At 38.9% G+C, this 24,435-nt stretch carries 25 protein-coding genes; 10 read left to right on the top strand and 15 right to left on the bottom strand.

What is annotated here, in order from left to right:
• Positions 1-56: 56 nt before the first annotated feature.
• The 3 genes from ACCB35_RS12075 to ACCB35_RS12085 form a co-directional block, all read right to left on the bottom strand.
• Positions 57-353 (bottom strand): rhodanese-like domain-containing protein, encoded by a 297-nt coding sequence (locus tag ACCB35_RS12075; protein WP_374053932.1) that lies wholly within the window; start codon positions 351-353, stop codon positions 57-59.
• A 79-nt stretch (positions 354-432) separates the two neighbouring features.
• Positions 433-744, bottom strand: coding sequence for a rhodanese-like domain-containing protein (locus tag ACCB35_RS12080; protein ID WP_374057008.1), 312 nt, complete (start codon positions 742-744; stop codon positions 433-435).
• Positions 745-934: 190 nt separating this feature from the next.
• Complete coding sequence (locus ACCB35_RS12085) at positions 935-1,303, bottom strand: hypothetical protein (RefSeq protein ID WP_374053933.1); 369 nt, start codon at positions 1,301-1,303, stop codon at positions 935-937.
• A gap of 274 nt (positions 1,304-1,577) precedes the next feature.
• Here ACCB35_RS12085 and ACCB35_RS12090 point away from each other — a divergent pair, with 274 nt between their 5' ends.
• The gene (locus ACCB35_RS12090) at positions 1,578-2,264 is read left to right on the top strand and encodes a response regulator transcription factor (protein WP_374053934.1); all 687 of its coding nucleotides are present in this window, start codon (positions 1,578-1,580) and stop codon (positions 2,262-2,264) included.
• Positions 2,261-3,664 (top strand): sensor histidine kinase, encoded by a 1,404-nt coding sequence (locus ACCB35_RS12095; RefSeq protein ID WP_374053935.1) that lies wholly within the window; start codon positions 2,261-2,263, stop codon positions 3,662-3,664. The genes ACCB35_RS12090 and ACCB35_RS12095 overlap by 4 nt, the downstream gene beginning before the upstream one ends.
• A 60-nt stretch (positions 3,665-3,724) precedes the next feature.
• Here the strand turns inward: ACCB35_RS12095 and ACCB35_RS12100 are convergent, their stop codons facing one another.
• The 12 genes from ACCB35_RS12100 to ACCB35_RS12155 all read right to left on the bottom strand — a co-directional run bounded on the left by ACCB35_RS12100 (position 3,725) and on the right by ACCB35_RS12155 (position 14,835).
• Positions 3,725-4,645, bottom strand: coding sequence for a DUF1002 domain-containing protein (locus ACCB35_RS12100; protein WP_374053936.1), 921 nt, complete (start codon positions 4,643-4,645; stop codon positions 3,725-3,727).
• Between the two features lie 264 nt (positions 4,646-4,909).
• Positions 4,910-5,686, bottom strand: coding sequence for a sulfite exporter TauE/SafE family protein (locus ACCB35_RS12105; RefSeq protein WP_044336882.1), 777 nt, complete (start codon positions 5,684-5,686; stop codon positions 4,910-4,912).
• Positions 5,687-5,768: 82 nt separating this feature from the next.
• On the bottom strand, positions 5,769-6,896 hold the full coding sequence (locus ACCB35_RS12110) for an MBL fold metallo-hydrolase (protein WP_374053937.1): 1,128 nt from the start codon (positions 6,894-6,896) through the stop codon (positions 5,769-5,771).
• A gap of 32 nt (positions 6,897-6,928) precedes the next feature.
• Complete coding sequence (locus ACCB35_RS12115) at positions 6,929-7,501, bottom strand: sulfurtransferase TusA family protein (protein ID WP_044336878.1); 573 nt, start codon at positions 7,499-7,501, stop codon at positions 6,929-6,931.
• A gap of 49 nt (positions 7,502-7,550) precedes the next feature.
• Positions 7,551-8,030, bottom strand: coding sequence for a DsrE/DsrF/DrsH-like family protein (locus ACCB35_RS12120; RefSeq protein ID WP_374053938.1), 480 nt, complete (start codon positions 8,028-8,030; stop codon positions 7,551-7,553).
• 49 nt (positions 8,031-8,079) lie between these two features.
• A complete protein-coding gene (locus ACCB35_RS12125; protein ID WP_044336874.1) occupies positions 8,080-8,307 on the bottom strand; it encodes a sulfurtransferase TusA family protein in 228 nt (75 codons plus the stop codon).
• Positions 8,308-8,386: 79 nt separating this feature from the next.
• Positions 8,387-8,647 carry a metal-sensitive transcriptional regulator gene (locus ACCB35_RS12130; RefSeq protein ID WP_374053939.1) on the bottom strand — a complete coding sequence of 87 codons (261 nt, stop codon included), beginning with the start codon at positions 8,645-8,647 and terminating at the stop codon, positions 8,387-8,389.
• Positions 8,648-9,408: 761 nt separating this feature from the next.
• The gene (locus ACCB35_RS12135; RefSeq protein WP_374053940.1) at positions 9,409-10,662 is read right to left on the bottom strand and encodes a M24 family metallopeptidase; all 1,254 of its coding nucleotides are present in this window, start codon (positions 10,660-10,662) and stop codon (positions 9,409-9,411) included.
• Between the two features lie 140 nt (positions 10,663-10,802).
• Positions 10,803-11,762: an ArsA family ATPase gene (locus ACCB35_RS12140; RefSeq protein WP_374053941.1), complete on the bottom strand. Its 960-nt coding sequence runs from the start codon at positions 11,760-11,762 to the stop codon at positions 10,803-10,805.
• 23 nt (positions 11,763-11,785) lie between these two features.
• Positions 11,786-12,055, bottom strand: coding sequence for a cory-CC-star protein (locus tag ACCB35_RS12145; RefSeq protein WP_374053942.1), 270 nt, complete (start codon positions 12,053-12,055; stop codon positions 11,786-11,788).
• 453 nt (positions 12,056-12,508) lie between these two features.
• Complete coding sequence (locus ACCB35_RS12150; RefSeq protein ID WP_374053943.1) at positions 12,509-14,248, bottom strand: carbon starvation protein A; 1,740 nt, start codon at positions 14,246-14,248, stop codon at positions 12,509-12,511.
• 182 nt (positions 14,249-14,430) lie between these two features.
• On the bottom strand, positions 14,431-14,835 hold the full coding sequence (locus ACCB35_RS12155) for a sporulation protein (protein WP_374053944.1): 405 nt from the start codon (positions 14,833-14,835) through the stop codon (positions 14,431-14,433).
• Positions 14,836-14,964: 129 nt separating this feature from the next.
• Here ACCB35_RS12155 and ACCB35_RS12160 point away from each other — a divergent pair, with 129 nt between their 5' ends.
• From ACCB35_RS12160 to ACCB35_RS12195, 8 genes are all read left to right on the top strand, one after another.
• On the top strand, positions 14,965-15,294 hold the full coding sequence (locus ACCB35_RS12160) for a DUF2680 domain-containing protein (protein ID WP_374053945.1): 330 nt from the start codon (positions 14,965-14,967) through the stop codon (positions 15,292-15,294).
• Positions 15,295-15,553: 259 nt separating this feature from the next.
• Positions 15,554-16,810: a helix-turn-helix transcriptional regulator gene (locus ACCB35_RS12165; protein ID WP_044336857.1), complete on the top strand. Its 1,257-nt coding sequence runs from the start codon at positions 15,554-15,556 to the stop codon at positions 16,808-16,810.
• 323 nt (positions 16,811-17,133) lie between these two features.
• Positions 17,134-18,366, top strand: a complete 1,233-nt coding sequence (locus ACCB35_RS12170) for an aminopeptidase (RefSeq protein WP_374053946.1) — start codon at positions 17,134-17,136, stop codon at positions 18,364-18,366.
• Positions 18,367-18,599: 233 nt separating this feature from the next.
• A complete protein-coding gene (locus ACCB35_RS12175) occupies positions 18,600-19,433 on the top strand; it encodes an alpha/beta hydrolase (RefSeq protein WP_374053947.1) in 834 nt (277 codons plus the stop codon).
• A 131-nt stretch (positions 19,434-19,564) separates the two neighbouring features.
• Positions 19,565-20,758 carry a class I SAM-dependent rRNA methyltransferase gene (locus ACCB35_RS12180; RefSeq protein WP_374053948.1) on the top strand — a complete coding sequence of 398 codons (1,194 nt, stop codon included), beginning with the start codon at positions 19,565-19,567 and terminating at the stop codon, positions 20,756-20,758.
• A 243-nt stretch (positions 20,759-21,001) separates the two neighbouring features.
• Entirely contained in the window at positions 21,002-21,529 is a 528-nt protein-coding gene (locus tag ACCB35_RS12185; RefSeq protein WP_374053949.1) for a D-glycero-alpha-D-manno-heptose-1,7-bisphosphate 7-phosphatase, read from the top strand.
• Positions 21,530-21,740: 211 nt separating this feature from the next.
• Complete coding sequence (locus ACCB35_RS12190; RefSeq protein WP_374053950.1) at positions 21,741-23,657, top strand: DUF294 nucleotidyltransferase-like domain-containing protein; 1,917 nt, start codon at positions 21,741-21,743, stop codon at positions 23,655-23,657.
• The gene (locus tag ACCB35_RS12195) at positions 23,657-24,412 is read left to right on the top strand and encodes a PolC-type DNA polymerase III (protein ID WP_374053951.1); all 756 of its coding nucleotides are present in this window, start codon (positions 23,657-23,659) and stop codon (positions 24,410-24,412) included. The genes ACCB35_RS12190 and ACCB35_RS12195 overlap by 1 nt, the downstream gene beginning before the upstream one ends.
• The last annotated feature ends 23 nt before the right edge of the window (positions 24,413-24,435 follow it).

Consider the following 24,435-nt stretch of genomic DNA (forward strand, 5'->3'; position numbering starts at 1 on the left):
TGTAGAATTAAAATATTTACTATACTTAATGAAAATCAGGGAAGAAAAGGAAAGAATTATTCAACTTTCCCTTCCCATGCGAGCATCCCACCATCCATATTTATTACATTGAACCCTTGATAGTCGAGAAACCTTACAGCTTGACTACTTCTACCACCTGATTGACAAACCACAATGTACTCCTTATTCTTATTTAATTCATTCATACGGAATTCCAGTAGTCCTAACGGAAGGTGAATACTATTTGGAATTTTCCCGTTCTTCACCTCTGCAACCTCTCGAACATCAATGATATTTAAAGGTTCTCCAGCTGACAATCGATCCATCACTTCATTTGGTGAGATTGTTTTCATTTACATTCCCTCTCTTTGTTTAAGGTTGATTCTTATATTGAGCACTTGCTTTTCAATTAAGATGGTTCTTTAAGAATAGTTAATTGGACCAGGAATTCAATCCGCCCTTAACGTTTGTAACAGATGTGAAACCTTGCTGTTTAAGCACTTTACATGCACTGGCACTTCTCATTCCACTTTGGCAGATCACGATGGTTTCTTTGTCCTTTGATAATGTGTGAGCGTTTTGTTTTAAAGATTGTAATGGGATATTCTTAAATTGCCTGATGTGATTCTGTTTGAACTCTCCGGGCGTACGAACATCAATAAATTGCTTATCAGTGTCACCAAGAAATGGTTTTAATTCAGCCGTAGAAATTTGTTTGATGTTTTTTCCTGGTTTCTTCATCATCAGAAATAGAAAAATGAGTATAGCTAAAATAATAGCTCCAATAAAATCCAAAATATCACCTCTTCTGTCTACATTAATCTGACTCTCAAAAGCATTTACTTTACATTTATAATATACCCCATTAGGTATTAAGTCAAGTCCTGTTTCTCCATAGAAAAACCGACTCTATCCTGAGAGTCGGTTTGATATTTTATAGATAATAATAGTATCGTTTATGTGGGCCCTTAAATGGAGTATTTACAATCTGCCCCCCAAGGAAGCCTAATCCCAGACCGATTAAACCTGCACCGATTGGATTAATCCCATACCCGTAGCCTCCTGCCGGCCCAAATGGAGGTGGTCCGTAACCGGGCTGGGGAAACCCTTGTGGCGGAAATCCTTGTGGACCAGCTGTACTACCATAAAGGCCTTGATTATAATAACCTGGTCCTCCACCGAATCCCCCTCCATAAGCCTGGTTACCATCCCATGGTATATAGTCTTGGTAACCGCCTTGAGGATTGCCGTCATATCCAGTCCCAAGGTTTGGAAATCCCGATCCCGAATTGAATAGGTTCATCAAATTCTTTCTGTATATGGTTCTCCTCTCAAACATCTTCGTCACTCCTCTTTATTAGCCTATTAAGAAATGGGAAAAAGGGAAGGGCAAATGTCCATGTTCCAGAAATGTAGTGAGCCATGAACTGATTTCCACTCCTGGACCCTGCTGTAATTCATGCTAAAATAGAGAAAACTGATACGGTAAATGTTTTTTATATCATAAAAAATTCACTAATTTCGACTATAATAAAACTCATGCAATTTCCTATGTAAACGGACGGGAGCGATTTACGTTGAAAAAATGGAATGTCTTGATTGTAGATGATGAACCTGAAATGCGACAGCTAATCAAACTATATTTAAAAAGGGATCATTATTTCTGTTTAGAAGCAGAGAATGGTTTGGCCGCTCTTGATCAGTTGAATAAGACCCATGTGGATATCATGGTCGTGGATATTATGATGCCCTTCATGGATGGGTATCAGCTGCTGAAAAAGGTTCGGGAAACCAGTCAGATCCCCTTTATCTTCCTTTCCGCAAAGGGCGATGATTTAGACAAAGTGAAGGGACTAAAGCTGGGAAGTGACGATTATATGGTTAAGCCCTTTAACGCCGAAGAACTTGTGGCACGGATTGAAACGATTCTAAGAAGAGCATATGGAACCCAAACTAGCCAACATTCGATGATTGAGCGGTTTGGACCCGTGTCATTTAATTTAGCATCCAGAACCGTTATCGTAGGTGAACTTTCACCTCGATTGACCTTAAAGGAATATGAACTTTTCTTATTCCTTGCCCGTAATCAAGGTAGAGTGTATAAGAGGGACCAGCTTCTTGATCAAATATGGGGAAGTGACTATGAGGGAAGCGACCGTACAGTCGACACCCATATTAAAACCTTACGACTTAAATTAAAAATTTTTGGCCATTTGATTGTCACCGTCTGGGGTCTTGGCTATAAGTTCGAGGGATCAACTTGAAAAACGTAAACCTGACTCTCAATAAAAAAGTTTCTCTTCTATTATTAAGCAGCATATTTTTAACCATTGTCTTTTCCTTTCTTTTTATTCATTTTCTCTACAAGGATTTATATATTGGGACCGTCAAGGAGTCACTGCTATATCAGGGACAAAGAACAGCAGCTCACTATCACTACGGTGATGTAAGCGGAAGTGTAAGGGATAAAATTCTATGGTATAACGTGATTTCTCCTTACGAAGTGTCAGTTGTCGAGAACCTTGACGACTTAACGAAAAGTTTCCCATATCTTATTGACCAGGAGCCTCTCATCAATAATGATGACAAAAGTGAATTGATCAAAGGTAATCAGGTAATGAAAGAAGGGTATGTAGAAGAGTTTGACCGGAATGTGATTGGAGCGATCTTTCCTCTTATGAATGAAGAAAGATTAATGGGATATTTACTTATTTATATCCCCCTCGCAGAAATGACAGAAGTCTTTAGCAAGGGGATTCCTATATTGGTACTCACTGGTGTAATGTTTTATTTTGTACTGTTCCTTTTCATTCAATCTTCTTTAGGGTCATTATTTAAACCTGTCCGGGAAATGCAGCTGTTTTCAAATAAAGTGGCCAAGGGGGATTTTTCGGGCAGGCTCAATGTCACCTCTAAAGATGAAATGGCGGAGCTTGGCCTAACCTTCAATAGTATGGTCGACTCACTTCAACATCAAGAGGAACGAAAACGTCAATTTCTTTCGAATGTTGCGCATGAACTAAGGACTCCACTTACTTATATTGGAGGATATGCAAAGGCATTGACTGACAGGGTACAAACGAACCCTGAAGAAATCGAAGAAAGTCTGCACCTGATTCAAAAGGAATCGATACGAATGCAGAAGTTAATTACAGAGCTATTGGAATTAAATAAATTGGAGGATGCCTCTTTTTCTTTAGATATTGAACCGATTGTTCTCTCTCAGCTCATAATGGATTCTTTGACACTTATCCAGCCTCATGCTGAAATCAAAAAAATTGATCTGGAACATCATTTAAATGAAGAATCGATTATAAATGGGGATCCCAACCGGGTTATGCAGGTGTTTTATAATATTTTTGATAATGCATTGAAATATTCTCCTGAACAGAGTCGGATAATCATTCATTCCTACGAGGAAGAAGGAATGGCCGTTGTGCAAATAGTGGATGCCGGCATTGGCATTCCGGCAGGATCTTTGTCTCAAATCGGGGAAAGATTTTTCCGATCGGATCTGTCGAGAACCAGGGATACGGGAGGATACGGTCTTGGTTTATCTATTGCGAAAGAGATCATGCATAAACATCAAGGTTCTTTATCCATTGATAGTGAGGAAGGCAAAGGAACGACGGTTTATCTAAGGTTTCCTTTACTTGAAATATAACAAAAAGACTGAGTCACAGGCTGACTCAGTCTTTTTTTGATTTCAAATACAGATAGACAATTACCCAAATAGATTTTTAATTGACTTAAAGAAATTAGCGATGGCATCTAACAAACCAGTAAAGAAATCAGACACTTTTTGTCCAAAGCCTTCATCATTCACAATGTCTTTAATCGTGGTTTGGATATCTTTTGTTAAGTCGTCCAATTGTTGTTGTACATTATCAAAATTTATATCAAGTAACCTCATTTTTTCAAACAGGTCGATTAATAACTGGCGATCCTCAGGACTTAGCTCGATGTTCAGTGTTTGAAGCTTCTCTTCTACGATTTTTTCAACTTCTTCTTTCGTAGCTGGATCTTGTTCGGCTATTTCCTTCTTGATTTCAGTTAACAGTTTGCTGACTTCTTCTTTATCAATCCCTGCTTCTTTAGCAAGTTCAGTCGCCACGGTCAACTCCTCATTGGCTACCTCCATGCGGACAGTATCAAGCTTCTCTCCACTGACATCATACGCTTTATAGATCCCCACTAATGCAGAGTGTCCGCTTACCTTTACTGGAGAGGCTACATCCACTACTGCGTTCTCAACCCCCGCAGTTAAAAGAGCATTAGAATACATAGAATTGGTCACTTCCGTGATATTCCCGGGCGTCACAATATTAACCTTTAAACCTTCACCTTTATCCTTACGTGTAATCATGGCGGAGGAGAACATACGGGCATTTCGGTTTTCACCGTCAATATATTTCACCAAGTCTTCTCCTGTGGCCGTAAACTCTTCTACTTCTGTTCCTTCCTCAATTCCTAATTGAGCTTGAACCTCTTTCTTTTGTTCACTAGTAAGTGTTTCTCCATATACAACGATAGGTAATCCGAATTTTTCATTAATGCTTTCTTTATCATTATCTGCCGCCGATGCCGGCTGTATGAGGCCCACCATTAGTGAAAACAGTAAGGCAATACCAATCCATTTTTTCATTAATCATTCTCCCTTTTCATGTTTGATGGATAATAGAGCTATTCCATTCATCCATTGTACTAGTGTCATTGAGTATGTTCATCCATCCAGAGTCTTATTTCTTGCAATTGATTAGACGCACAATACTAGAGGAAAGTTACAATACTTTTTATAAATATTTTAACAACCACGAAGCTATAACACAAAAATAGCTTAGTTCTTTTCAACAGAAATCTTCTTTTCAGCAGAAGATGCATTGTGAATAAGAACTAAGCTTTAAACGTTTTATAGTATATCGAGCCAGATTTTAATCGCTGTTCCCAAAATTAAAACGGCTAGAATCATTTGAAGAATCTTTGTATTCATTTTCTTTCCTGCCATCGCGCCCAGTGGAGATGCAATTAAACTCGCTACCACCATGATCATAGCTGGTAAGTAGTCCACTTGACCTGTCGATATCTTACCAATCGTTGATCCAATTGAAGATATCAACGTAATAGCCAGGGATGAGGCAATCGTCATTCTTGTAGGGATTTTAAGTACAACCAGCATGATCGGAACTAACAGGAAGGCTCCGGCCGCTCCAACGATGCCTGCTCCAATACCAACGATCAAGGCTAGTGTTGCAGATAACCATTTGTTGAATGTAACATCCTCGAGTTTTACATCATCTATCCCTTTTTTGGGGATGAACATCATGACAGCTGCAATTAATGCAAGCATTCCATACACAATATTTATCCCAGCTTCACTCATGAATTTCGATCCGTACCCGCCAATGAAGCTACCGATTAATATACTTATACCCATGTAAGTGATAAGAGTTTTATTAAGATAGCCTCCTTTACGGTAAGCCCAAACGCCACCAAGCGTGGCAAAGAATACTTGAACTGCGCTAATACCTGAAACTTCGTGAGCAGTGAATGTTGCTACTCCAAGCATCGGTGGAATATATAGGAGCATGGGATATTTAATAATACTCCCCCCGATCCCTACCATTCCTGATATATAAGAACCGATAAATCCGATTAGAAAGATTGTAATAATAAAGGCCAAATCCATCGTGTAGTTCCTCCTTCTAGTAAAACGGGAACCTCTCTGGCAGGTTCCCGTTTTGATTATTTGTTTAAATTAGTACGATTAATTATCGAACTGCACAGCGGTTTGGTCCAATTTCCATCTCACGCTGTTTCTCTTCATCAGGAGTTACTTTACCCATGTTCGTTTCACGAATTTCTTGATAAGCGTTTGGCTGAGGTGGAAGGTTTTCAGATACCAGCTTTCTGAATTCATCTTCATTTTCGATATTCAAACCATGGTTCTTTGCAAATAATGTTCCTAACTTTTCACCTACTGACCCATCTTCATTTATTTCGTCAATAATCATAAAGTGAGCAGGTAAAACGGTAAGCTCCATAGAAAGTTCTTTATACCGTTTGTAAAGACTTTCTCTAAGGTCTGCTACCCAATCTTCTGCTTTCCCGGCAAGATCCGGACGTCCGATACTATCCACAAATAGAATGTCACCTGACAATAAATACTTACCATCAATCACAAATGAAGTTGATCCAATTGTATGCCCCGGTGAGTACAGAGCTGTAATATCAATCGTTGTATTTCCAATCACGATTTTATTCCCATCTTCAAGTGCAGCATATTCAAAGGTAACTTCTTCAGCATCTTTAGGAGGTAGCCAATAGGTAGCATTTGTTGCTTCTGCTATGTTACGTCCGCCAGAAATATGGTCGGCATGCAAGTGAGTATCAAATACATTTGTAATCGTTGCACCTTTTTCTTTTGCAAAGTCGATAAAGATATCAGTCATACGAGTAGCATCGACGATCGCTGCTTCACCATTTGAAACGACCATATAGGAAAGACACCCTTTACCTAAACGCACAAATTGATAAAGCTCTCCTCCATTTGTTAATTCACCCACTTTCACAGGTTCCAAATGTTCGCTCCAAGCTTTCATTCCACCTTCAAGGTAAGAAACGTCCTTTCCTTCGTCTGAAAGCATTTCCGCTACCATAATTGAAGAACCTTCTTTCGCACACACGACAAGAATGTCTTTGTCCTTAGGAAGTTGATCCATAATTTCTTCTACACCATCTAAAAGGTCGAAGTACGGGATGTTAAGGTATTCGAATTTTTCGCCTTCGATTTTCCAATCTTCAAATGCATCTGCATTACGGACATCTAATATGAATAAACCTTCTCTATTCATTACTTTTTGAGCTACTTCTTTTGAATTCATTGGTTTGACTGCCATTAATTTAACCTCCTAGTGATATTGTAATAAATTTACTTAATATCCGATTCAACGTCTCCAGTCCAATCGCTCATTCCCGGAACTACATTGATTACATTTGAAAATCCTTTTTCAACTAACAATTGCGCTGCCATGTCACTTCTGTTTCCTGTACGGCAAACCACATATATGTCCTTGTCTTTATTCAGTTCGTCTGCACGTGTTTCAAGCTCCCCAAGTGGCATTGAAATAGCACCAGGAATATGTTTGAACGCATATTCCGCTTTTTCACGGACATCTAATACAACGATATTTTCATCGCCTAATTTACCTGCTAATGTACCATTATCTGTTACTGACTCATGTTTGCGTTCTACTGTATCTTCACCACTTGATTTACGCACAAAATGCTTCAGCACATCTCCTTCTTCAATCGTGCCCAGATAGTCATGACCGGAACTTTTTGCCCATGCTTGAAGATCAGCCTTTGATCCCTTGTCTGTTGCTTGAATTTCAATCACTTGGCCTGCTTCCAGGTTATTCATGGCCTTTTTTGTTTTAACAATAGGCATCGGACAAGCTAATCCCTTTGCATCCAATACGAAGTTTGATTCAATTGTGTTCATACATAAAACCTCCAATTACCTCATAGGGTATATTTCGTTACAAAAAAAATTAGATGAATAAGTTCACGTTACCATTTTCAGCATCCGCTAAATATGCAGCCACTCCAGCATACTCAATTTCTTCTAATAATTCGTCTTTGTGTAATCCTAATAAATCCATTGTCATGGTACAAGCAACCAGTTTGATATCTTGTTCCCTTGCCATGTCAATTAAATCAGGTAAAGGCATCGCATTATGCTTCTTCATAACACCTTTGATCATTTTAGGGCCCATGCCCATGAAATTCATGTTTGATAATCCTAGCTTATCTGCGCCACGAGGCATCATCTTGCCAAACATTTTCTCCATAAATCCTTTTTTCACAGGTACCATTTCTTCTTTTCTTAAAGCATTTAATCCCCAGAATGTATGGAAAATGGTTACGTCATGATCGTAAGCTGCAGCTCCGTTCGCAATGATATATGCAGCCATCGCTTTATCATAATCTCCACTAAAGAGAATAATATTGGTTGTTTTTCTTTCTGACATTGTATCTCCTCCAATTTACTATATGGGGTATTGATCCCCTCAAAAAAATTTAACCTTTTTTAATCCAGAATGTAAATACATCATTTTCTTCTTTTGAATCGAGCAATTCATGTCCAGTAGATTTAGCCCAAGCTGTTAAGTCACTTTTGGCACCTTTATCAGTTGTTTGAACCTCTAAAATTTGACCAGCCTCGATTTCTTTAATTGCCTTTCTGGTTTTTACAATCGGCATTGGACAAGCAAGTCCCTTTGCATCTAATACTTTATCTGCGTTCATTTATAATTCCTCCTAAAAAATGATTTAAAATACCTGTAAGGGTATAATATATGATATAAAAAAAGAAGTCAACTCTTTTTTATCGACTCTTAACTAATAAATTCACTGCTTCTTTTACAAGGTCTTCTGTACTTTCACCGGTTTCTTGTGAATCCCGTACGCATTCAACAAGATTCATACTGACGATTAAGCCTACGGAACGGTCCAGAGCTGTTTTGGCTGCGGAAAGTTGTGTAATAACGTCTTTACAATCTTCCCCTTCCTCCATCATTCTTACGATTCCTCGGAGCTGCCCTTCGACACGTTTAATTCGATTCTTAACTTGTGAATTGTATTCCATAAAGACACCTCCTGTTGGCTTGTTGTTTCTTGCTACATTTACAATAATATACCCCAATAGGTATAAAGTCAAGGGGTAATCAACAATTTTTTTAATTGGGATAGATTATTATAGAAGTTTATTTGGAACTTGTCTGGACGAAAGGCTGTGCAGTCAAAATTAAAAAGGCTCTTTTCGTAAAGTTTGTTGCTATTGTAGAGAAGAAAGTAGTAGTTGGTTTCCACTCCAGGATGCTCGCTTTCCGCGGGGCTGGCGGTGAGCCTCCTCGGCTACGCCTCCGGGGTCTCACCTGTCCAGCTATTCCCGCAGGAGTCGATCATCCTTCCGCTCCAACCAACTTTCTTAGCATGTATCCTTAATGGAAAACAATTAAAACAAGCTTTTTAGCAAACAATCTCATTTAAGGTAAGTAGAGATTGGTGTCTTAAGGAAGAAGAATGATTTTCTATTAATTTGTTTTCTGGTACACCTTGAAGCTCTGTGACAAAAATCCTGTTAAAGATGGTGAGGGGAACTGCGCAACCTCCGACGAATTTCGGTCATGCTGAGATCCCTAAGCGGAGCTGAGGAGGATCGGCCGAACGCTAGCTGTAAGCGAACCAGTTCCCTTCACCATCCAGCACCCACTAATTAACAGAGCCTTGCACAACTTATTTTAAAAACAGCAATCTTTGCGAAAAGAGCGATTAAAAAAAGAGCTTGAGTACAATTCTTACTGTACTTGAGCTCCTGATTCCATAACCGATATTTCTTTCACTTCATTATATAAGATAAAAGGACACTTGCCTTTTCGCCATGTATTCCAATCGATTTTGAATAAAGGCAACGGGTTCTTCCAGATAGATCGGGACAACCTGATTCCATTCAGGAACGTATTGCTTGATATTGAACTCCATGGCATAGCATGTATTTGCTGTTAGAGGCAGGTCACCTTTTATTGGGATGTCTCTTTGTTGATCATATAATCCCATTAAGGCCCCTGCTTCATGACAGTGGTTTCCTAAGGGGTGAGAATAAAGCATCGCCTCTATACCCTCTTCCCTTGCCTTTCTCATTGCCTGTCGAAATACTTCGTTTCCTGTTCTGCCCACTCTCATTTCTTCTGACACAACGTCCTCAAACCTTAAGGCTGTCTGTAGCGCTGATTGAATTCCTTCAGGAGCTTCTTCTTCGCCTGGATGGAGAACGTATGCAAGCTGCTGAGTATCTGTCGCTAAACCTAAGTAACGAATACCAAAGTCCACATGAACAATGTCCCCACACCGTATAATTTCCCCTTCTAACCGATCCATATCAGCTCCTTTCCTTTGTAAATCTACAGTAGGGTAAAATGACGTTTCTATTCCTAAATCCAAGACGCGTTGTCTTATCCAATCGACTACATCTTCAGTCGTTGTGATACCTGGATGAATCACCGATCCGGATAATGCTTCTGCTGCTATTTGCCGAGCCAGTTCCGCAATAAAGGGATAGGCTATGAGTTCCTTTGATGTCCTCATCGACAGCCAATCAACAATGATGTGTTGGGCAGATACAAATTTATGAGAGTACTCATCCAGTAGCATGCTTACATGTTGGTATAACGAATGACTTAAACCATCAGCTGCTGCAAAGGTAGAGGAATAGTTCAATGCTATTGTATCCGGATCATGATCTTTTACCAGTCGTTTGAGACACTCCCATTGATCACAAACTTCAGGATTCCATATCCGTTCATAAAAAGGCTCAAAATTCGGATTAGGATGCAATACCCACCTTTTCACCTGTTGATTGCCGTCGAGGAAGAACACTAAGATGGTCAGTCTCCTCGAACCGTCTATGGATGCTGGATAAAGAGTCTTCAGCACAGGATCTTCATTATACTCCCGGCCCGCAATAATCCACATATCAAGATTATGTTTTTTCATCAACGAAGGTAAAAGGGTATTAAGTCGGTGAAATAGCCAACGATTCTGTGTTTCTTCTCTTTTCTTCAAGGGGAGAATTCCCGGTAAATCCTTCTTATCACTACTCATGGGTGTCACTCCCTTATTCCATAGTTTTCATTACACACTTTCGACAAAAAATGATTTATCCCTTCTAAAAATTTAAAATGACCATTAGAGAAAATATCCTAATGGTCATTGTTTGAAATGTTTATATGTATATTCTGATGCTAAATGCTTCGTTTCCCACTAAATACCTCATGCTGTAGATTTTCTACAAATTTTTCAAGATGACGGATTGAACAGATATCTTCTTCTAATAAAGGAATCCGAAATAATGTTTGGTTTGTAAACTTCTCCATCATCATTTTTATATATAGTTTCTCCTGATTCCTCCTTTTTTCCAAGAAATTCCCATCTGCCTGAACGGGAAGGATCTTATTTATGATCAGTCCACCAATATTCAATCCGTGATTCGACATCATTTCAATAGCCTTTTCAGTTTCAAGTATCGGAAGCCTTTCAGGAATGAGTACGAAAATGAATCCTGTTCTTTTTTGATCAAGAAGGATCCCCCGAACTTTTGAAAACTTTTCACGTCGTTTTTGCAACACATCATAAATGGGATCTTCGACCGGCTCACCATCATTTAAAAGTTGAGAATAATTCTTGTTTGTTTTCTTTCTCCTCTCAAGCATACCGTCCATCCAAACTCCCATCAGTTCAGGAAGAGACAATAGTCGTATCGTGTGGCCTGTTGGGGCTGTGTCAAAGATGATTTTTTCAAACTCATTTCCTTCTTCGAGAATGATGGAAACCATTCGATCAAATAATGCGGCTTCTTCTGCCCCGGGTGCCGAGGCAGCCATATCAATTTGGCGATGTACCTCATTCACCATATTTGATTTGACCATTCCCTTTAGATTTCGTTTCACTCCGTTGATGTATCCCTGTGTTTCGACTTGTGGATCAATTTCTATTCCCCATAGATTTTCAAGTAATGGCGTTTTATATCCCTTGATTTCCTGATGGAAAATATCACCTAAATTATGAGCAGGATCTGTTGAAATGATCAACGTCTTCTTTCCCATCTTGGCAAACATTACGGCTAAAGCAGAGGCAGATGTTGATTTTCCTACTCCTCCTTTACCTCCCACAAATAAAATTGACTGGTGCAGTAATTCATTCATATACCTACCCTCCTCACTTTACTTTAACAACATCTGATGCCATCCAAGGGAGAGTGCTCCATTCCCATTCTCAAATGCCAATCATGAAATTTCTCTATTATATATGGATAAAGTTCCAATGTATAATAAAAAACGGGATTCGGCAGGCCAAGCATATCTGAATAGAGCAACAATAAGAATAAATCATCCTCATCTCTCAATTCCCTGGCAATTTCTGTTTTGTGAGGAAGACGAATCATATCGTCATAGAGCTGTATGATTCTTTTGAACTTTTCTTTCAGAGACTTATCCATTCGTGTTCCCCTCCTTATAGATGTTTCTGTAATGTGGCATGATACTTGAGATTGTCTCTTAGATAATGACCATTAATGAAAATGGCCTCTCTTTTAATTGAGAAGAGAAATGATAAAAAAGCTTTATAGAGAGGTATATGCTTTCTTATTACCTGCCTCACTAAATAATAGATGATAGAAAAGAGATTTCTAGGGTCGCAATATAGGATGGACACGGCCTGCCCATATTTTTCACTGGTTTCACAATAGAGTTTTCCAAGGGAACTTCTTTCATGATGATGATGAGAAAAATCATGTTTCATTGTGATGAACCCGTCACCACTTACCCCACCACATCAACCCATGCCTACTTCAAGCTCTGAGCGAATCATCAGTACCTCTACCATACATAATCCCTCCTTTAAAAATAAGAAGAAAAGGGGACTCAGACCCCGAGTCACCCTTATCACCTAACTAAGCAGAGAACTGTGAAGGGTCATCTCCCTTTTTAGACAGTGAAGATGCCGCAGTTATAAGAATCCACAAGGTGAAAATGAGAATGATACTTCCAAAGATAAAGAGCAGCATATTCCCTTCTGATTCACCGACACCTGACCATTCAAACACGACTTGGTTAATCATAGCCCATAAGGTCATGAACATAAGGAATACCATTGGAATCAAGGTGGCGATATAATTCCTTCCTTGGCGCTTAAGCCAAATGGTAATCAGAAGTAAACTGATTCCCGCAAGCAATTGATTCGATGTACCAAAAAGTGGCCATAGAAGATATCCACCCGACCCGAATCCTTTAGGTCCTTGAGGTAATAAGGTTAAGGCTGCGCTTGAAACAACGGCTATCGTAGTAGCAACATGAGCATTTGTTAAAGGATTCACGTTGTACTCTTCTCCCAACTCGGCAATGATATAGCGCATAAGTCGAACAGAGGAGTCCAATGTTGTTGCGGCGAAGCTCACAATGATCACTGAAACAATCGTAGCTGCGATATCCGCCGGAATTCCTACACCTGTTGCAAGTTGTCCTGCTCCTTGGATGAAGACACCCAGCCCAGCTCCGCTTGCTGCAGCAAATCCGCTGTATGTCGCTTGAAATTCTTCCACATTCGGAAAAAATGTAATACATGCAATGATCGCAATCAGTGCAAGTGCCCCTTCACCTACAGCACCTAAATATCCTACAAAGCGTGCATCCGTTTCTTTATCGAGCTGTTTGGATGATGTGCCGGAAGAAACCAGCCCATGAAACCCGGAAATGGCACCGCAGGCAATCGTAATAAATAGTAACGGGAACCATGAAACATCTGCAGCTCCGTTTGTCATTGGTGCGGTGATTTCAGGATTTGTAAAAAGGAGACCAAGATAAAGCAGTCCTAAACCAACAATTAATTGATGTGAGTTGATATAATCACGGGGCTGTAATAACTTCCAAACTGGTAGAGTTGAAGCTATGTACACATAAATCATCAGAATGACGATCCATACAAAGAAAGCCATGCTTGTTGAACTCAAGCCAAACAATGAGGTTGCCTCTTGTCCACCAAAATATCGAACCAAATCAATTTGTAAAAATCCCACCCGGCTTGCAATGACGGCTGATGCGTACATCACAGCCAGAGCCACGATTGAAGGCAATAACATACTTCCATTGCGCTTATAAACCGAATACCCAATCCACACTGCTAATGGAATCTGAATGAACACCGATACCACACTAGCAGGGAAAGTAATGAAGAGATTTGCAATTACCCAGGCAAATACTGCGTTAACCATTAACACAAGAATTAAAATAATGAATAGAAAAAGTACTTTTGCTCTTTTGCCTATTAATTTATTGGCTAAAGAACCAACGGATTGCCCCTTATTTCGGACTGAAAGAACCAAGGTACCAAAATCGTGCACGCCGGCAGCGAATACAGTTCCTAATATGACCCATAGAAAAGCAGGCAGCCATCCCCAATACACGGCAATTGCAGGGCCAACGATCGGAGCCGCCCCGGCAACAGAAGTAAAATGGTGACCCCAAAGGACAAACTTATTCGTTGGTACGAAGTCGACCCCATCTTTATATTGGTGAGCCGGTGTGACATAATTTGGGTCCAGCCGGTACACCCGCTCAGCGATAAGCTCAGAATAATATTTATACCCTAATAAAAAGACAAGCCCCCCTATTACCGCTAACCATATTCCACCCATCAAATTCCTCCCACTCTTTTAATTTGGTATACGTTCTTAAATATCTCAATTTTCAGAATGTATACGCTTACTATATTTTACATTGGGCTAATATGGATTTCAATGAGAACTTTTACTCTTAATCGACCAAGAAGTCAAATTAAAAGACAGATTCAATAATAGAATCTGCCTTACATGAGATGTTAACGGACAATTATACTATCCTCATCTGTAGGATCTACCGCTTGGGGTATATCTACTGTTGTTCTTAAAATGGTTTTGTTTGCATCCGTTGTTTTGGGATGATCCGAAGATGTAGGAAACGTGAAAGAGATCCTCTTTTCTTCACCCGCACGGATTGTACCTACCTTATCAAGGATAATCGTGTCTAAATCTTTTTCATGATAGGAAAAATCACTATCTTTTTTATCCTCCTCATATTTTTCAAGAAGCAATAATTGAATTTCGTTAATAGGCTGTTCGGCCATCCCCCCGACTAACACGACTTCACCTTCAATCGGATCCCCGGGAGAAATTTCAGTTTTGTGCACGATTGTATCCACCTTTACATGTCCTATGCCTATGCTGGACAAAAATTGTTTAATCATATTTCAGCCACCTTTCCTATAACTACTTGTCTTTACCCTATTATATACCCGTCTTATTCGTCTATTCCTACATATTCTGCTAGTATTCGGCAAAGAATATGGGAGAAACATTGAAAAGGAGTGAATAAAATGAAAAAAATGGTTGTATCTATCTTAGCTGTCTTCTTGATTAGCCTGAATGTCGGCACAATTGCAGCAGCAGAAGGTGAACCACAAACGCCGAAGGTGAACCTTACTGAAGAACAAAAAGCAGAGCTTGGCAAATTGCATGAACAAATGTATTCAACAAAGAAAGAACTTGTGAACAAATATGTAGAGTATGGCGTCTTCTCAAAAGAACAGGGAGACAACGTACTTAAAATGATGGAAGCTAAGTTTCAAAAATTGAAAGAAAATGACTATATGATGAGATGGCATCCACATCAACACCATGGAAAACAACTGGATCACAAAGAATAGGAAAATGTGGAGGGGTCCACTTCCCTTCCACCACATCCACCGTCTCCTCCCCCAGACGAATGAGAAAGAGTTTCTCACAGTTTCATTCTCCCTCTCCCCTCAATAAAAGCATCAGGAATAAAACACCATACAAAATACCCACAAAAAATATAATTATAGGAATATTCAAAACATTTACCCTTTTAATATGTTACTATTTTAATAGCTCAATCACATGAAGAAATGAACTATTAAAGCCCGGTTAGAGGAGAAGGATCATATGACAATCGGTTCTAAAATCCGCTTTCATAGACTAAAACGAAATTTAACTCAAGAAGATTTATCAAAAGGGATTATTTCCGTATCATATCTTTCCAAACTGGAAAACAATCAAGTTACTCCGTCAAATGACATAATTAATCTGCTCTGTGACCGATTAGGGGTAAACAATCTGCTTGATAACCCGAACCATTTGAATAAGCTTCTCGAGAACTGGAACCATGCATTGTTGTGGAGTAAATCAGAGGAAGCCAAGTCCATCAACGAGGTCATTAAAAAGGAGCTTGAACAAACGGATGATCTTATTCCTCATTTATTCTATAAGATCCTTTGCTTCCGTGTCCAATTGATTAAAGGGAACCTTCAGAAAGCTTTAGAGCATATGGTACAGATCCAATCCAATTATAAAGATCTCTCAGATACGCTGAAATTCTATTATCACAAATACAAAGGGAATTACTATTATTTGATTGAAGAGTACGATAAAGCCCAAGGGGAACTGAAAGAAGCTGAAACCTACTACGTACTTGGCAATGTGATTAATGAAGAAGAACGGGCAGATTTATATTATTTATTCAGCTTAGTCTTGACCCGTTTAGGTACATACCGTTTGGCAATCTTTTATGGGGAGAAGGCACTCTCCATTTTCCAGGGCGTTTACTACCAGAAGAGATGCGCCGAGGTGCATTTGATATTAGGGATTTGCTATCGGCGTATACGTTATAGCGAAGAAGCGATGAAACATTATGATTGGGCCAATTTCATTTCACATTCCATAAACTATACGTCATTAAACTCCAAGGTGGAGCAGAATTTAGGCTATTTAAAATCATTTATGAATAAGAGTGAAGAAGCCATTCAGCATTATTTACGAAGTATTGAACTTAAAGACTCAGACGAAGAAGGAAAGTTGTACTCTATTCTTTCTCTGGTCAAAGAATATTACAAAAAAAACCAATTTACCGAGGTGCGTTTCTGGTTACCTAAGGGATTACACCTTTGCTCTAAACAAAAGTATCCGGATAAGTTCTATCAATTATCTTATTATCAGTTTGCTTTAAATGATTTCCCACATGGTTTTGAAGCGTTTATGAAGGAGTATACACTGCCCTTTTTTAAAAAGAGCGGCTACCATCTGTTATATGCCGAGTATTCTAAATTCCTTGGTCAGTATTACCAGGGGGTTAGAAAATATAAACATGCAGCATTTCATCTAAATGAAGCCAATGTCATTTATGAAGAAATGTTAACTTTATAGGAGGTGAAATGATGAAAAAGCTAAAAAAATTATTACTAATCACAAGCCTAACTGCTATGGCACTCTCCGGTGTTGTCGTAATAAATGGCAATGAAGAAGAGTTCCCGCCATTCTCTAGTAAACTATAAAACCATATAGGACTGCCCATCTGGGCCAGTCCTTTTTCTTTTGTTATTATAGCTTTTATGAAACACATTTTCTTCCTCAGGTTGTTGTCCACTTCAATACCATTTCTTCTTTACGTACTTCATAAACATTATCAATGAAATTTTCTGAATAAAGAGATATAGTTAGTATTGAATACATATTGAGGGGGATTTCAGATGAATCATGCATTTGAGAAAAAGTTGGAGAGATATGCAGATTTAATCGTACAGGTAGGACTAAATCTGCAAAAGGATCAGGAATTACTGATTTCTGCACCAGTTACAGCGTACAAGTTTGTTCGTCTTGTTACTGAAAAGGCATATGGAGCCGGGGTTTTAAATGTATTAACGGACTTCTACGATGAAGAATTAAAGAAAATCCGCTTAGAGAATTCTTCCGAGGAAGGCTTGAAAGTCTTTCCTGATTGGAAAGCAAAAGGATATATCGAGATGGCAGAAAACAACGTGGCCCTTTTGAATTTAGCTGCACCAAACCCTTCCCTATTAAGAGATACAGATGCTAAAAGGGTTGCTATATTGAACAGATCCTCAGCGGAAGCCATGAAGGATTTTTCTGCTTATATAGGCGGGGGGAAAATAAGCTGGTTGATAGCTGCGTTCCCTACGGTCGAATGGGCTCAAACCGTTTTCCCTGAACTTTCCCAAGAAGAAGCAATTGATAAACTATGGGAAAACATTTTTTATACAACAAGAACGGATCAAGTGAACACAGTTGCCCTATGGGAAGCACATATTAACAACCTAAACAAGAACGCCGAACGTTTAAATCAAAACAAATATAAAAAGCTTCATTATAAAGGACCTGGAACAGATCTTACAATTGAATTCCATCCTCAAACGGAATGGATCAGTGCTCAGTTTACAAATGATCAGGGAATCCCCTTTGTTCCTAATCTACCAACGGAAGAAGTGTTTACTATTCCAGTTAAACATGGTGTGAATGGTGTAGTTTCAAGCACAAAGCCACTTAACTATAGCGGTACGTTAATTAAGAACTTTTCGCTCACGTTTAAAAAAGGAAAAGTTGTAGATTTCACAGCCGAGGAAGGGTATGACACCTTGAAAAATCTACTAGAAACAGATGAAGGGTCTTCCTATTTAGGAGAAGTGGCATTGGTTCCCCATAACTCCCCTATCTCTAATACAAACATCGTCTTTAACAACACACTTTTTGACGAAAATGCATCTTGTCATATAGCGCTGGGACGAGCCTTATCCGTCTGTGTAGAAGGTGGTAAAAGTATGTCGGCTGAACAATTACGGGAAGTAGGTTTTAACGAAAGCATGATTCATGTTGACTTCATGATAGGATCGGATCAGTTAGACATCGATGGCGAAAAGGAAGACGGGACGTTTGAACCTGTTTTCAGAGCTGGTGATTGGGTTTAAAAAATGATTATTATGGGAGAATAAAGCTGAAGGCTTAAATGAATCATTTAAGCCTTTTTTTTTAGTTCAATCAACACACTTTCACTTCCAATCAGGAATGTAAACGTATAAGTACTGCATCACTTTTTGGTAAAAGTTACATATAATATGACAAATAAATTTCTTTTTTAACATATTCAATACTTCTCGAATCCTTTACAATAGAAGTATACCTTTTTAAAGGAGCGATTTCCTTGTCAATTAATCATAAACATTTGTTTTTGTGGAGTGGCATCATCTTCACCCTCTTCACTTTATATATTCTATTTCGCACTACAAATGTTCAATCCAGTGAAAAACCTTTAACCGCTGAAGAAAAATATCCCACTGTCTTTGTACATGGGTACAAAGGTACATATAATTCTTTTAGAACGATGTTAGAACGCTTTGAAAATCAGCATGGCTGGGGTCAAAAAACGTTGGAGATTTATGTGTCTGAAGATGGGAGTGTAGTGTATAAAGGATCTCTTTCCACAAATCCCACTTCACCTCCACTCGTTCAAGTCATATTTGAAAATAACCGTGCATCGTTAGAGAAGCAAGCAATCTGGTTAGAAAATGCAATGAAGCTCTTATATCACCAATTTGACGTTTCAAACGTAAATATCGTAGGACACTCCATGGGTGGGCTTGCCTCGACTAAATATATTCTAAATACAAGAGATCACTCGTTTGTTCCGAAGACCCATAAATTCATTACGATTGCTACACCTTTCCTTGGAGTTACGAAGGAATCTTATGACCAAATTAATACAGGCGCAGCTGTTATTGATCTAAAACCCGAGTCACATGCATTAAAGGAGTTATTTATCAATCGTCATTTAATCCCTTCCCATATAAATGTATTATCCATTGCTGGATCAGGTGATGATGTGGTAAACGTTCCAAGTGCTATAGGTAGTCAATCACTATTTGAAGAAAGTCGTTTTCAATACAAGATTGTGTATGATCCATCTATTTCTCATAGCGGCCTACATGAGACGATTAAAGTAGACCGGCTTGTTGGAGATTACCTATGGAGTAAATAAGAGAATATTTACTTCCGTACTCAGATAGAGTTTCTATTCTGATACGGAAGTTTTTTTTCTGTGCAGTTGCGTAAAATCCCTTTACGTTCTATACTACACAAGAACTAAACCTCAAGGTTAGGATGTGTAGAATGACAAAAGAAAGAATCATTAAAGCAAACCCTAAGTACATACAACAATTCCAAAAAGGTTTTCCCCTCTTAAATAAAGAAAATGTGACAACATCGATAGAGAATGTACAAGACGGAGAAATTTTCAAGCTTGTTGACAATAAGAATACCTTTATTGCGAAAGGCTACTTCGGAATTCAGAACAAAGGGAGAGGCTGGCTTCTGAGCTGGAAGGAGCAAGAAGCAATTGATAAAGACTTTATCTTTAAGAAAATCCAAGCTGCCATCAATCAACGACTTCACTTCTTTTATAATGAAGATACTACAGCATTTCGTGTGTTTAATGGTGAAGGAGACGGCTTTGGGGGCATCACCATCGACTACTTTGATGGCTACTACCTCATTCAATGGTATTCAAAAGGAGCCTATTCTTTTCACGAAGAGGTTATGCAATCGTTAAGAGAACTAACCGATTTCAAAGGCATTTATCAGAAAAAGCGTTTTGCACAGGAAGGAAAATATGTGGAGGAAGATGATTTCGTCGAAGGAACTCGCCCTTCATTCCCTCTTCTCGTCAAAGAAAATGGCGTTCAATTTGCCATCTATTTAAATGACGGTGCCATGGTAGGTGTTTTCCTTGATCAGCGTGAAGTGCGTAAACGAATTCGCGATTCTTATTCTGAAGGAAAACGGGTATTAAATACGTTTTCTTACACAGGAGCATTTTCTGTTTTCGCTGCACTCGGTGGTGCCTCACAGACCACTAGTGTAGATCTTGCTAATCGCAGTCTAAGTAAAACGAATGAACAATTCAGCATTAACGGAATCGATTATGAAGCACAAAACATCATTGTGGAAGATGTCTTTAAGTACTTTAAATATGCCGTAAAAAAAGAACTCTCCTTTGATCTTGTTATTCTTGATCCACCAAGCTTTGCACGTTCAAAGAAACATACATTCAGTGCATCAAAGGATTATAAAGATTTGTTAAAAGAAGCGATTGCGATTACTGAAAAAAACGGTACCATTGTGGCATCCACTAATTGCAGTACCTTCAATATGAAAAAATTCAAAAGCTTTATTGAAGAAGCCTTTAAAGAAACCACTGGTAAATACAAAATACTTGAGGAGTACACCCTGCCAGAAGACTTTAAAACCCTCAGTCAATACAAACAGAGTGATTACCTTAAAGTCGCTTTTATTCAAAAACTATAATATACCAAATAGATAGGGACGGACCTTTGAAAGGTCCGTCCCTATCTATTTGGTATATCTGGAGGTGAGTCCTGCTCTACTCGTTTATTTCTGTAAAGAATGGTGGTAAAATTTCATTTATAGGTTTAAGTTCATACTATCTGCAAATGACAGAATACTCTGTCATTATTTCCTCGGAAACCGCATAAAGCGACACAAAATAAGGATTTGTTGGAGAATAAGATCGAATTAGGGGGATTACTGATGAAGAAAGCTGTTTTTCTGGATCGTGATGGAGTAATCAATGAGGTGAAAACCCAACGAGTGACATTTGTTAATCGACCAGATCAATTTTATTTCCTTGAGGGAGTTCTTGACGCTATTAAATTATTGACAGAATCAGACTTTCTGATTTTTGTCGTCACCAACCAGGGTGGAGTTGGGTTGGGATATCTCTCTCATGAACAATTACGATCCATACATGATCATATGGTTATGGAAATTGAAAAAGCTGGTGGATTGATTCAAGAGGTTTCCTGTTGTACTCACAAGCCGCACGAAGGTTGTAAATGCAGAAAACCCGAAGCAGGGATGCTTCTGGACTTAGCCCAAAAGTATGGTTTGGATATTGCCCAATCGTATATGGTAGGTGATCGTGATGTAGATATTGAAGCCGGCCGCAAAGCGGGATGCACAACGATCTTACTTGCCGACGGTCCTTCTCCCCTATTTAACGCCGATTACATGTTTACAAACTTAATGGAAGCTGCTGAATTCATCGTCAATAAGTAAGTCCCTCTTAGTCCCTCGGGGATGGGACTCCTTTTTCTTATTCCATCGTTTTAGTGAACAACTACATAAATGCTATATAACCTTAGAAAACACCCTTATGAGTTTTGCACAGTTGGGTGTTTTTTGTATGTACCGTGCCTGCTTTATCGTTTTCAAAATAGGGAATTCTATGGTAAAGTACTATGGAACTAGTGAGAATGGGAGGTATTCGATGAACCAGCAGGAATTGTTACAAATTATACGAGATCACTATCCCTTTGATGTTCTAACCACAGAACAGTTAGACTACATTATTTCCGGTTCTAAATACACTACCTTCAAGAAGGGTGAATTCCTTTTTCATGAAGATGAGACAGTAGAAGAATTGGATATATATTTCCTTGTCTCGGGACTTGCGAAAAATGTTCTGCATCGATCAAGTGGCAAGCAGTATTCCCTCCGATTCTATTACCCTGGGGACTTAATCGGGATCATGATCATGCTTACAAGCGGTGAAATGACCTTTTCCGTACAGGCAATAGAAAATTGTACCGTGTTTCGGATTCACAAGGATAGGCTCCTGGAGGTTATGACCAAGAACAACGACTTTTCAAAAATCATCTTCGAGAGCATCGGAAATCGTATGAAAACTTTGTACGATGAAATAAAAGCGAAGTCTGCTACGGATACCGACGATGAAAATATCAGCCTGTTTCGTACCAAAGTCCATACTTTAATGGATCGCCCCACTTTCATTGACGGCAATGCCACTGTTCTTGATGCAGCAAGAAAGATGAAAGAAGAAGATACATACGGTTTAGTAGTAGTGGATCAAGAGAAAAAAATGCATGGCATTCTTACCCAACGGGAAATCCTGTCTTATATTACAAACCCAAGTGTCAGTGAAACAGTCAAGGATTGGATGAAGAAAAAACCGTTCTGGATTCGTGATGAATCTTTTGCTTATGAAGCTCTTTCTTATTTCAAACATGAAGAAGTGGATTTTGTACCGATTATTCGCAATGATAAAGTTGTTGGGGTTCTGACAAGTACATCGTTTCTCAATATACAGGATTCAAATTATTTGGACCTATCCTATAAAATCCAAAAAGCCGTTTCGAACGATGAACTCGTAGAACTGGCAACTGTAAAAAGTAATACCTTTCAACAGTTCATTAAAGACCTACTTGTTCAGGATAGTTTTGGCTACGATATATGCGAAGTGATTTCAAACTATAATGATCGCCTTCACCGAAAAATCATTCAGTTGACCGAAAGAGAAATGCGTCAGGAAGGCTTTGGCTCTGCACCTATCAATTATTGTTTTATCGTCATGGGCAGTCAAGGCAGGAGTGAACAAGGCTTTCATACGGATCAGGATAATGGAATCATACTCGATGATTATAATCACTTATCGGATCTCAAGAAGGTTGATTTGTATTTCCAGGCTTTCACCGAAAAACTCAATTTAAAGCTTGCAGCATGCGGTTTTCCTGAATGTACTGGCGGGATCATGGCAAAGGAACAAAAATGGAAACGTTCCTATACCGATTGGAAAAAAGCGATTGATGAATGGCTCTTTGAAATAGACGCACAGGAAGTTCAAAATATTACAATGTTTTATGATTTTCGTCCGATTTACGGTGATTACTCCATCGCAGAAGAAATTCGAAATTATTTAGCGGAAAAATCGAAACGATCTCTAAATATGCAGCAATTATTAAGAAAAGATGCCCTTCGTTTCAAGCTTCCTGTCGGTCCTTTGGGACGGGTTAACCTGAAACCCAGGAATCATTTATTTAATATTAAAAAGTCAGGACTTTTGCAGATCGTCAATATGATACGTATTCATTCTGTGAGGTATGGAATTAAAGAAGTCAATACAATTAAACGTGTTCACGCATTGAAAAATATGCAGGCGTTCCATCCCAGGGATGCACAAAATGTTAAAACAGCTATGCATATACTCCTCACTCTGCGCACAAAGCAAAACCTTCTTGAACTTAAAGAAGGAAAGGCATTAAGTAACGATATTGATGTACGTACTCTTTCAAAAGAGGATCGTCAGAAATTAAAAGAATCCATCCAAATTGCTAATCGACTTCAACAAGTGATGGAAATTAGTTTTAATAGGAACCGGGTGGTTTAATGAACGATATTGGAATTAATGTGGGCTACCGCATTCTGAAATATTATTTATGGCAGCAGTTTTTCTTTCGCTTTCAAGTGAAAAAGGAAAAAGAAAAGCTTTCCTACCATAAATTATCTCGTGCCCTAAAAGAATTTGAAGAGGAAAAACCCACGCTTCAGCAAAAACATTTATTCGATTGTGACTTTACCATATTTGACCTTGAAACCACGGGCTTTTTTCCTGAGGTGGGAGATGAAATCATTTCCATCGGAGCGGTAAAGATCAAGGAAGGTAAAGTTCAAGGGAAAGACACGTTCTATCAAGTCATCAACCCCCTTCAAACGGTGTCTAGGAGTACGAAGAGATTTACTGGTCTAAGACGAAAAGACTTTCTAAACGGGGTTACACTGCCGATTGGATTGCAGCGATTTTTAGAGTTTAGCAAAGGTACCATCCTTGTTGCCCATCCTGCTAGTTTTGACATAAACTTTCTTCGGAAACGTATTTTCAAGTGGCAGCTACCTTCATTTAACCCCGAATATGTAGACTCCTTTTCACTTGCAAATGGATTATTGGAACGGGACGATTGTTACCTGGACGCCCTTGTAAAGAAGTTTGGCATCGACTACCGGACCCGTCATCATGCACTGAATGACGCGATCATGACCGCCGAAATCTTTGAGGAACTATTAAAAATCTGTTATCAGCAAGAAGTCCACACGATAAGGGGATTGAATGAGTTTATACTGGAGGAGACAAGCTCAGGGTTCTGATCAGAATTCTTCCCCTGCTACCT

Source organism: Rossellomorea sp. FM04394, assembly GCF_041889765.1.
Classification (GTDB): Bacteria; Bacillota; Bacilli; order Bacillales; family Bacillaceae_B; genus Rossellomorea; species Rossellomorea aquimaris_B.

Excerpts from the sequence above, each read along its gene's own strand:
- ACCB35_RS12075 (WP_374053932.1), bottom strand. The coding sequence starts at position 353 with ATGAAAACAATCTCACCAAATGAAGTGATGGATCGATTGTCAGCTGGA.
- ACCB35_RS12080 (WP_374057008.1), bottom strand. The coding sequence starts at position 744 with ATGATGAAGAAACCAGGAAAAAACATCAAACAAATTTCTACGGCTGAA.
- ACCB35_RS12085 (WP_374053933.1), bottom strand. The coding sequence starts at position 1,303 with ATGAACCTATTCAATTCGGGATCGGGATTTCCAAACCTTGGGACTGGA.
- ACCB35_RS12100 (WP_374053936.1), bottom strand. The coding sequence starts at position 4,645 with ATGAAAAAATGGATTGGTATTGCCTTACTGTTTTCACTAATGGTGGGC.
- ACCB35_RS12105 (WP_044336882.1), bottom strand. The coding sequence starts at position 5,686 with ATGGATTTGGCCTTTATTATTACAATCTTTCTAATCGGATTTATCGGT.
- ACCB35_RS12110 (WP_374053937.1), bottom strand. The coding sequence starts at position 6,896 with ATGGCAGTCAAACCAATGAATTCAAAAGAAGTAGCTCAAAAAGTAATG.
- ACCB35_RS12115 (WP_044336878.1), bottom strand. The coding sequence starts at position 7,501 with ATGAACACAATTGAATCAAACTTCGTATTGGATGCAAAGGGATTAGCT.
- ACCB35_RS12120 (WP_374053938.1), bottom strand. The coding sequence starts at position 8,030 with ATGTCAGAAAGAAAAACAACCAATATTATTCTCTTTAGTGGAGATTAT.
- ACCB35_RS12125 (WP_044336874.1), bottom strand. The coding sequence starts at position 8,307 with ATGAACGCAGATAAAGTATTAGATGCAAAGGGACTTGCTTGTCCAATG.
- ACCB35_RS12130 (WP_374053939.1), bottom strand. The coding sequence starts at position 8,647 with ATGGAATACAATTCACAAGTTAAGAATCGAATTAAACGTGTCGAAGGG.
- ACCB35_RS12135 (WP_374053940.1), bottom strand. The coding sequence starts at position 10,662 with ATGAGTAGTGATAAGAAGGATTTACCGGGAATTCTCCCCTTGAAGAAA.
- ACCB35_RS12140 (WP_374053941.1), bottom strand. The coding sequence starts at position 11,762 with ATGAATGAATTACTGCACCAGTCAATTTTATTTGTGGGAGGTAAAGGA.
- ACCB35_RS12145 (WP_374053942.1), bottom strand. The coding sequence starts at position 12,055 with ATGGATAAGTCTCTGAAAGAAAAGTTCAAAAGAATCATACAGCTCTAT.
- ACCB35_RS12150 (WP_374053943.1), bottom strand. The coding sequence starts at position 14,248 with ATGGGTGGAATATGGTTAGCGGTAATAGGGGGGCTTGTCTTTTTATTA.
- ACCB35_RS12155 (WP_374053944.1), bottom strand. The coding sequence starts at position 14,835 with ATGATTAAACAATTTTTGTCCAGCATAGGCATAGGACATGTAAAGGTG.
- ACCB35_RS12160 (WP_374053945.1), top strand. The coding sequence starts at position 14,965 with ATGAAAAAAATGGTTGTATCTATCTTAGCTGTCTTCTTGATTAGCCTG.
- ACCB35_RS12165 (WP_044336857.1), top strand. The coding sequence starts at position 15,554 with ATGACAATCGGTTCTAAAATCCGCTTTCATAGACTAAAACGAAATTTA.
- ACCB35_RS12170 (WP_374053946.1), top strand. The coding sequence starts at position 17,134 with ATGAATCATGCATTTGAGAAAAAGTTGGAGAGATATGCAGATTTAATC.
- ACCB35_RS12180 (WP_374053948.1), top strand. The coding sequence starts at position 19,565 with ATGACAAAAGAAAGAATCATTAAAGCAAACCCTAAGTACATACAACAA.
- ACCB35_RS12185 (WP_374053949.1), top strand. The coding sequence starts at position 21,002 with ATGAAGAAAGCTGTTTTTCTGGATCGTGATGGAGTAATCAATGAGGTG.
- ACCB35_RS12190 (WP_374053950.1), top strand. The coding sequence starts at position 21,741 with ATGAACCAGCAGGAATTGTTACAAATTATACGAGATCACTATCCCTTT.
- ACCB35_RS12195 (WP_374053951.1), top strand. The coding sequence starts at position 23,657 with ATGAACGATATTGGAATTAATGTGGGCTACCGCATTCTGAAATATTAT.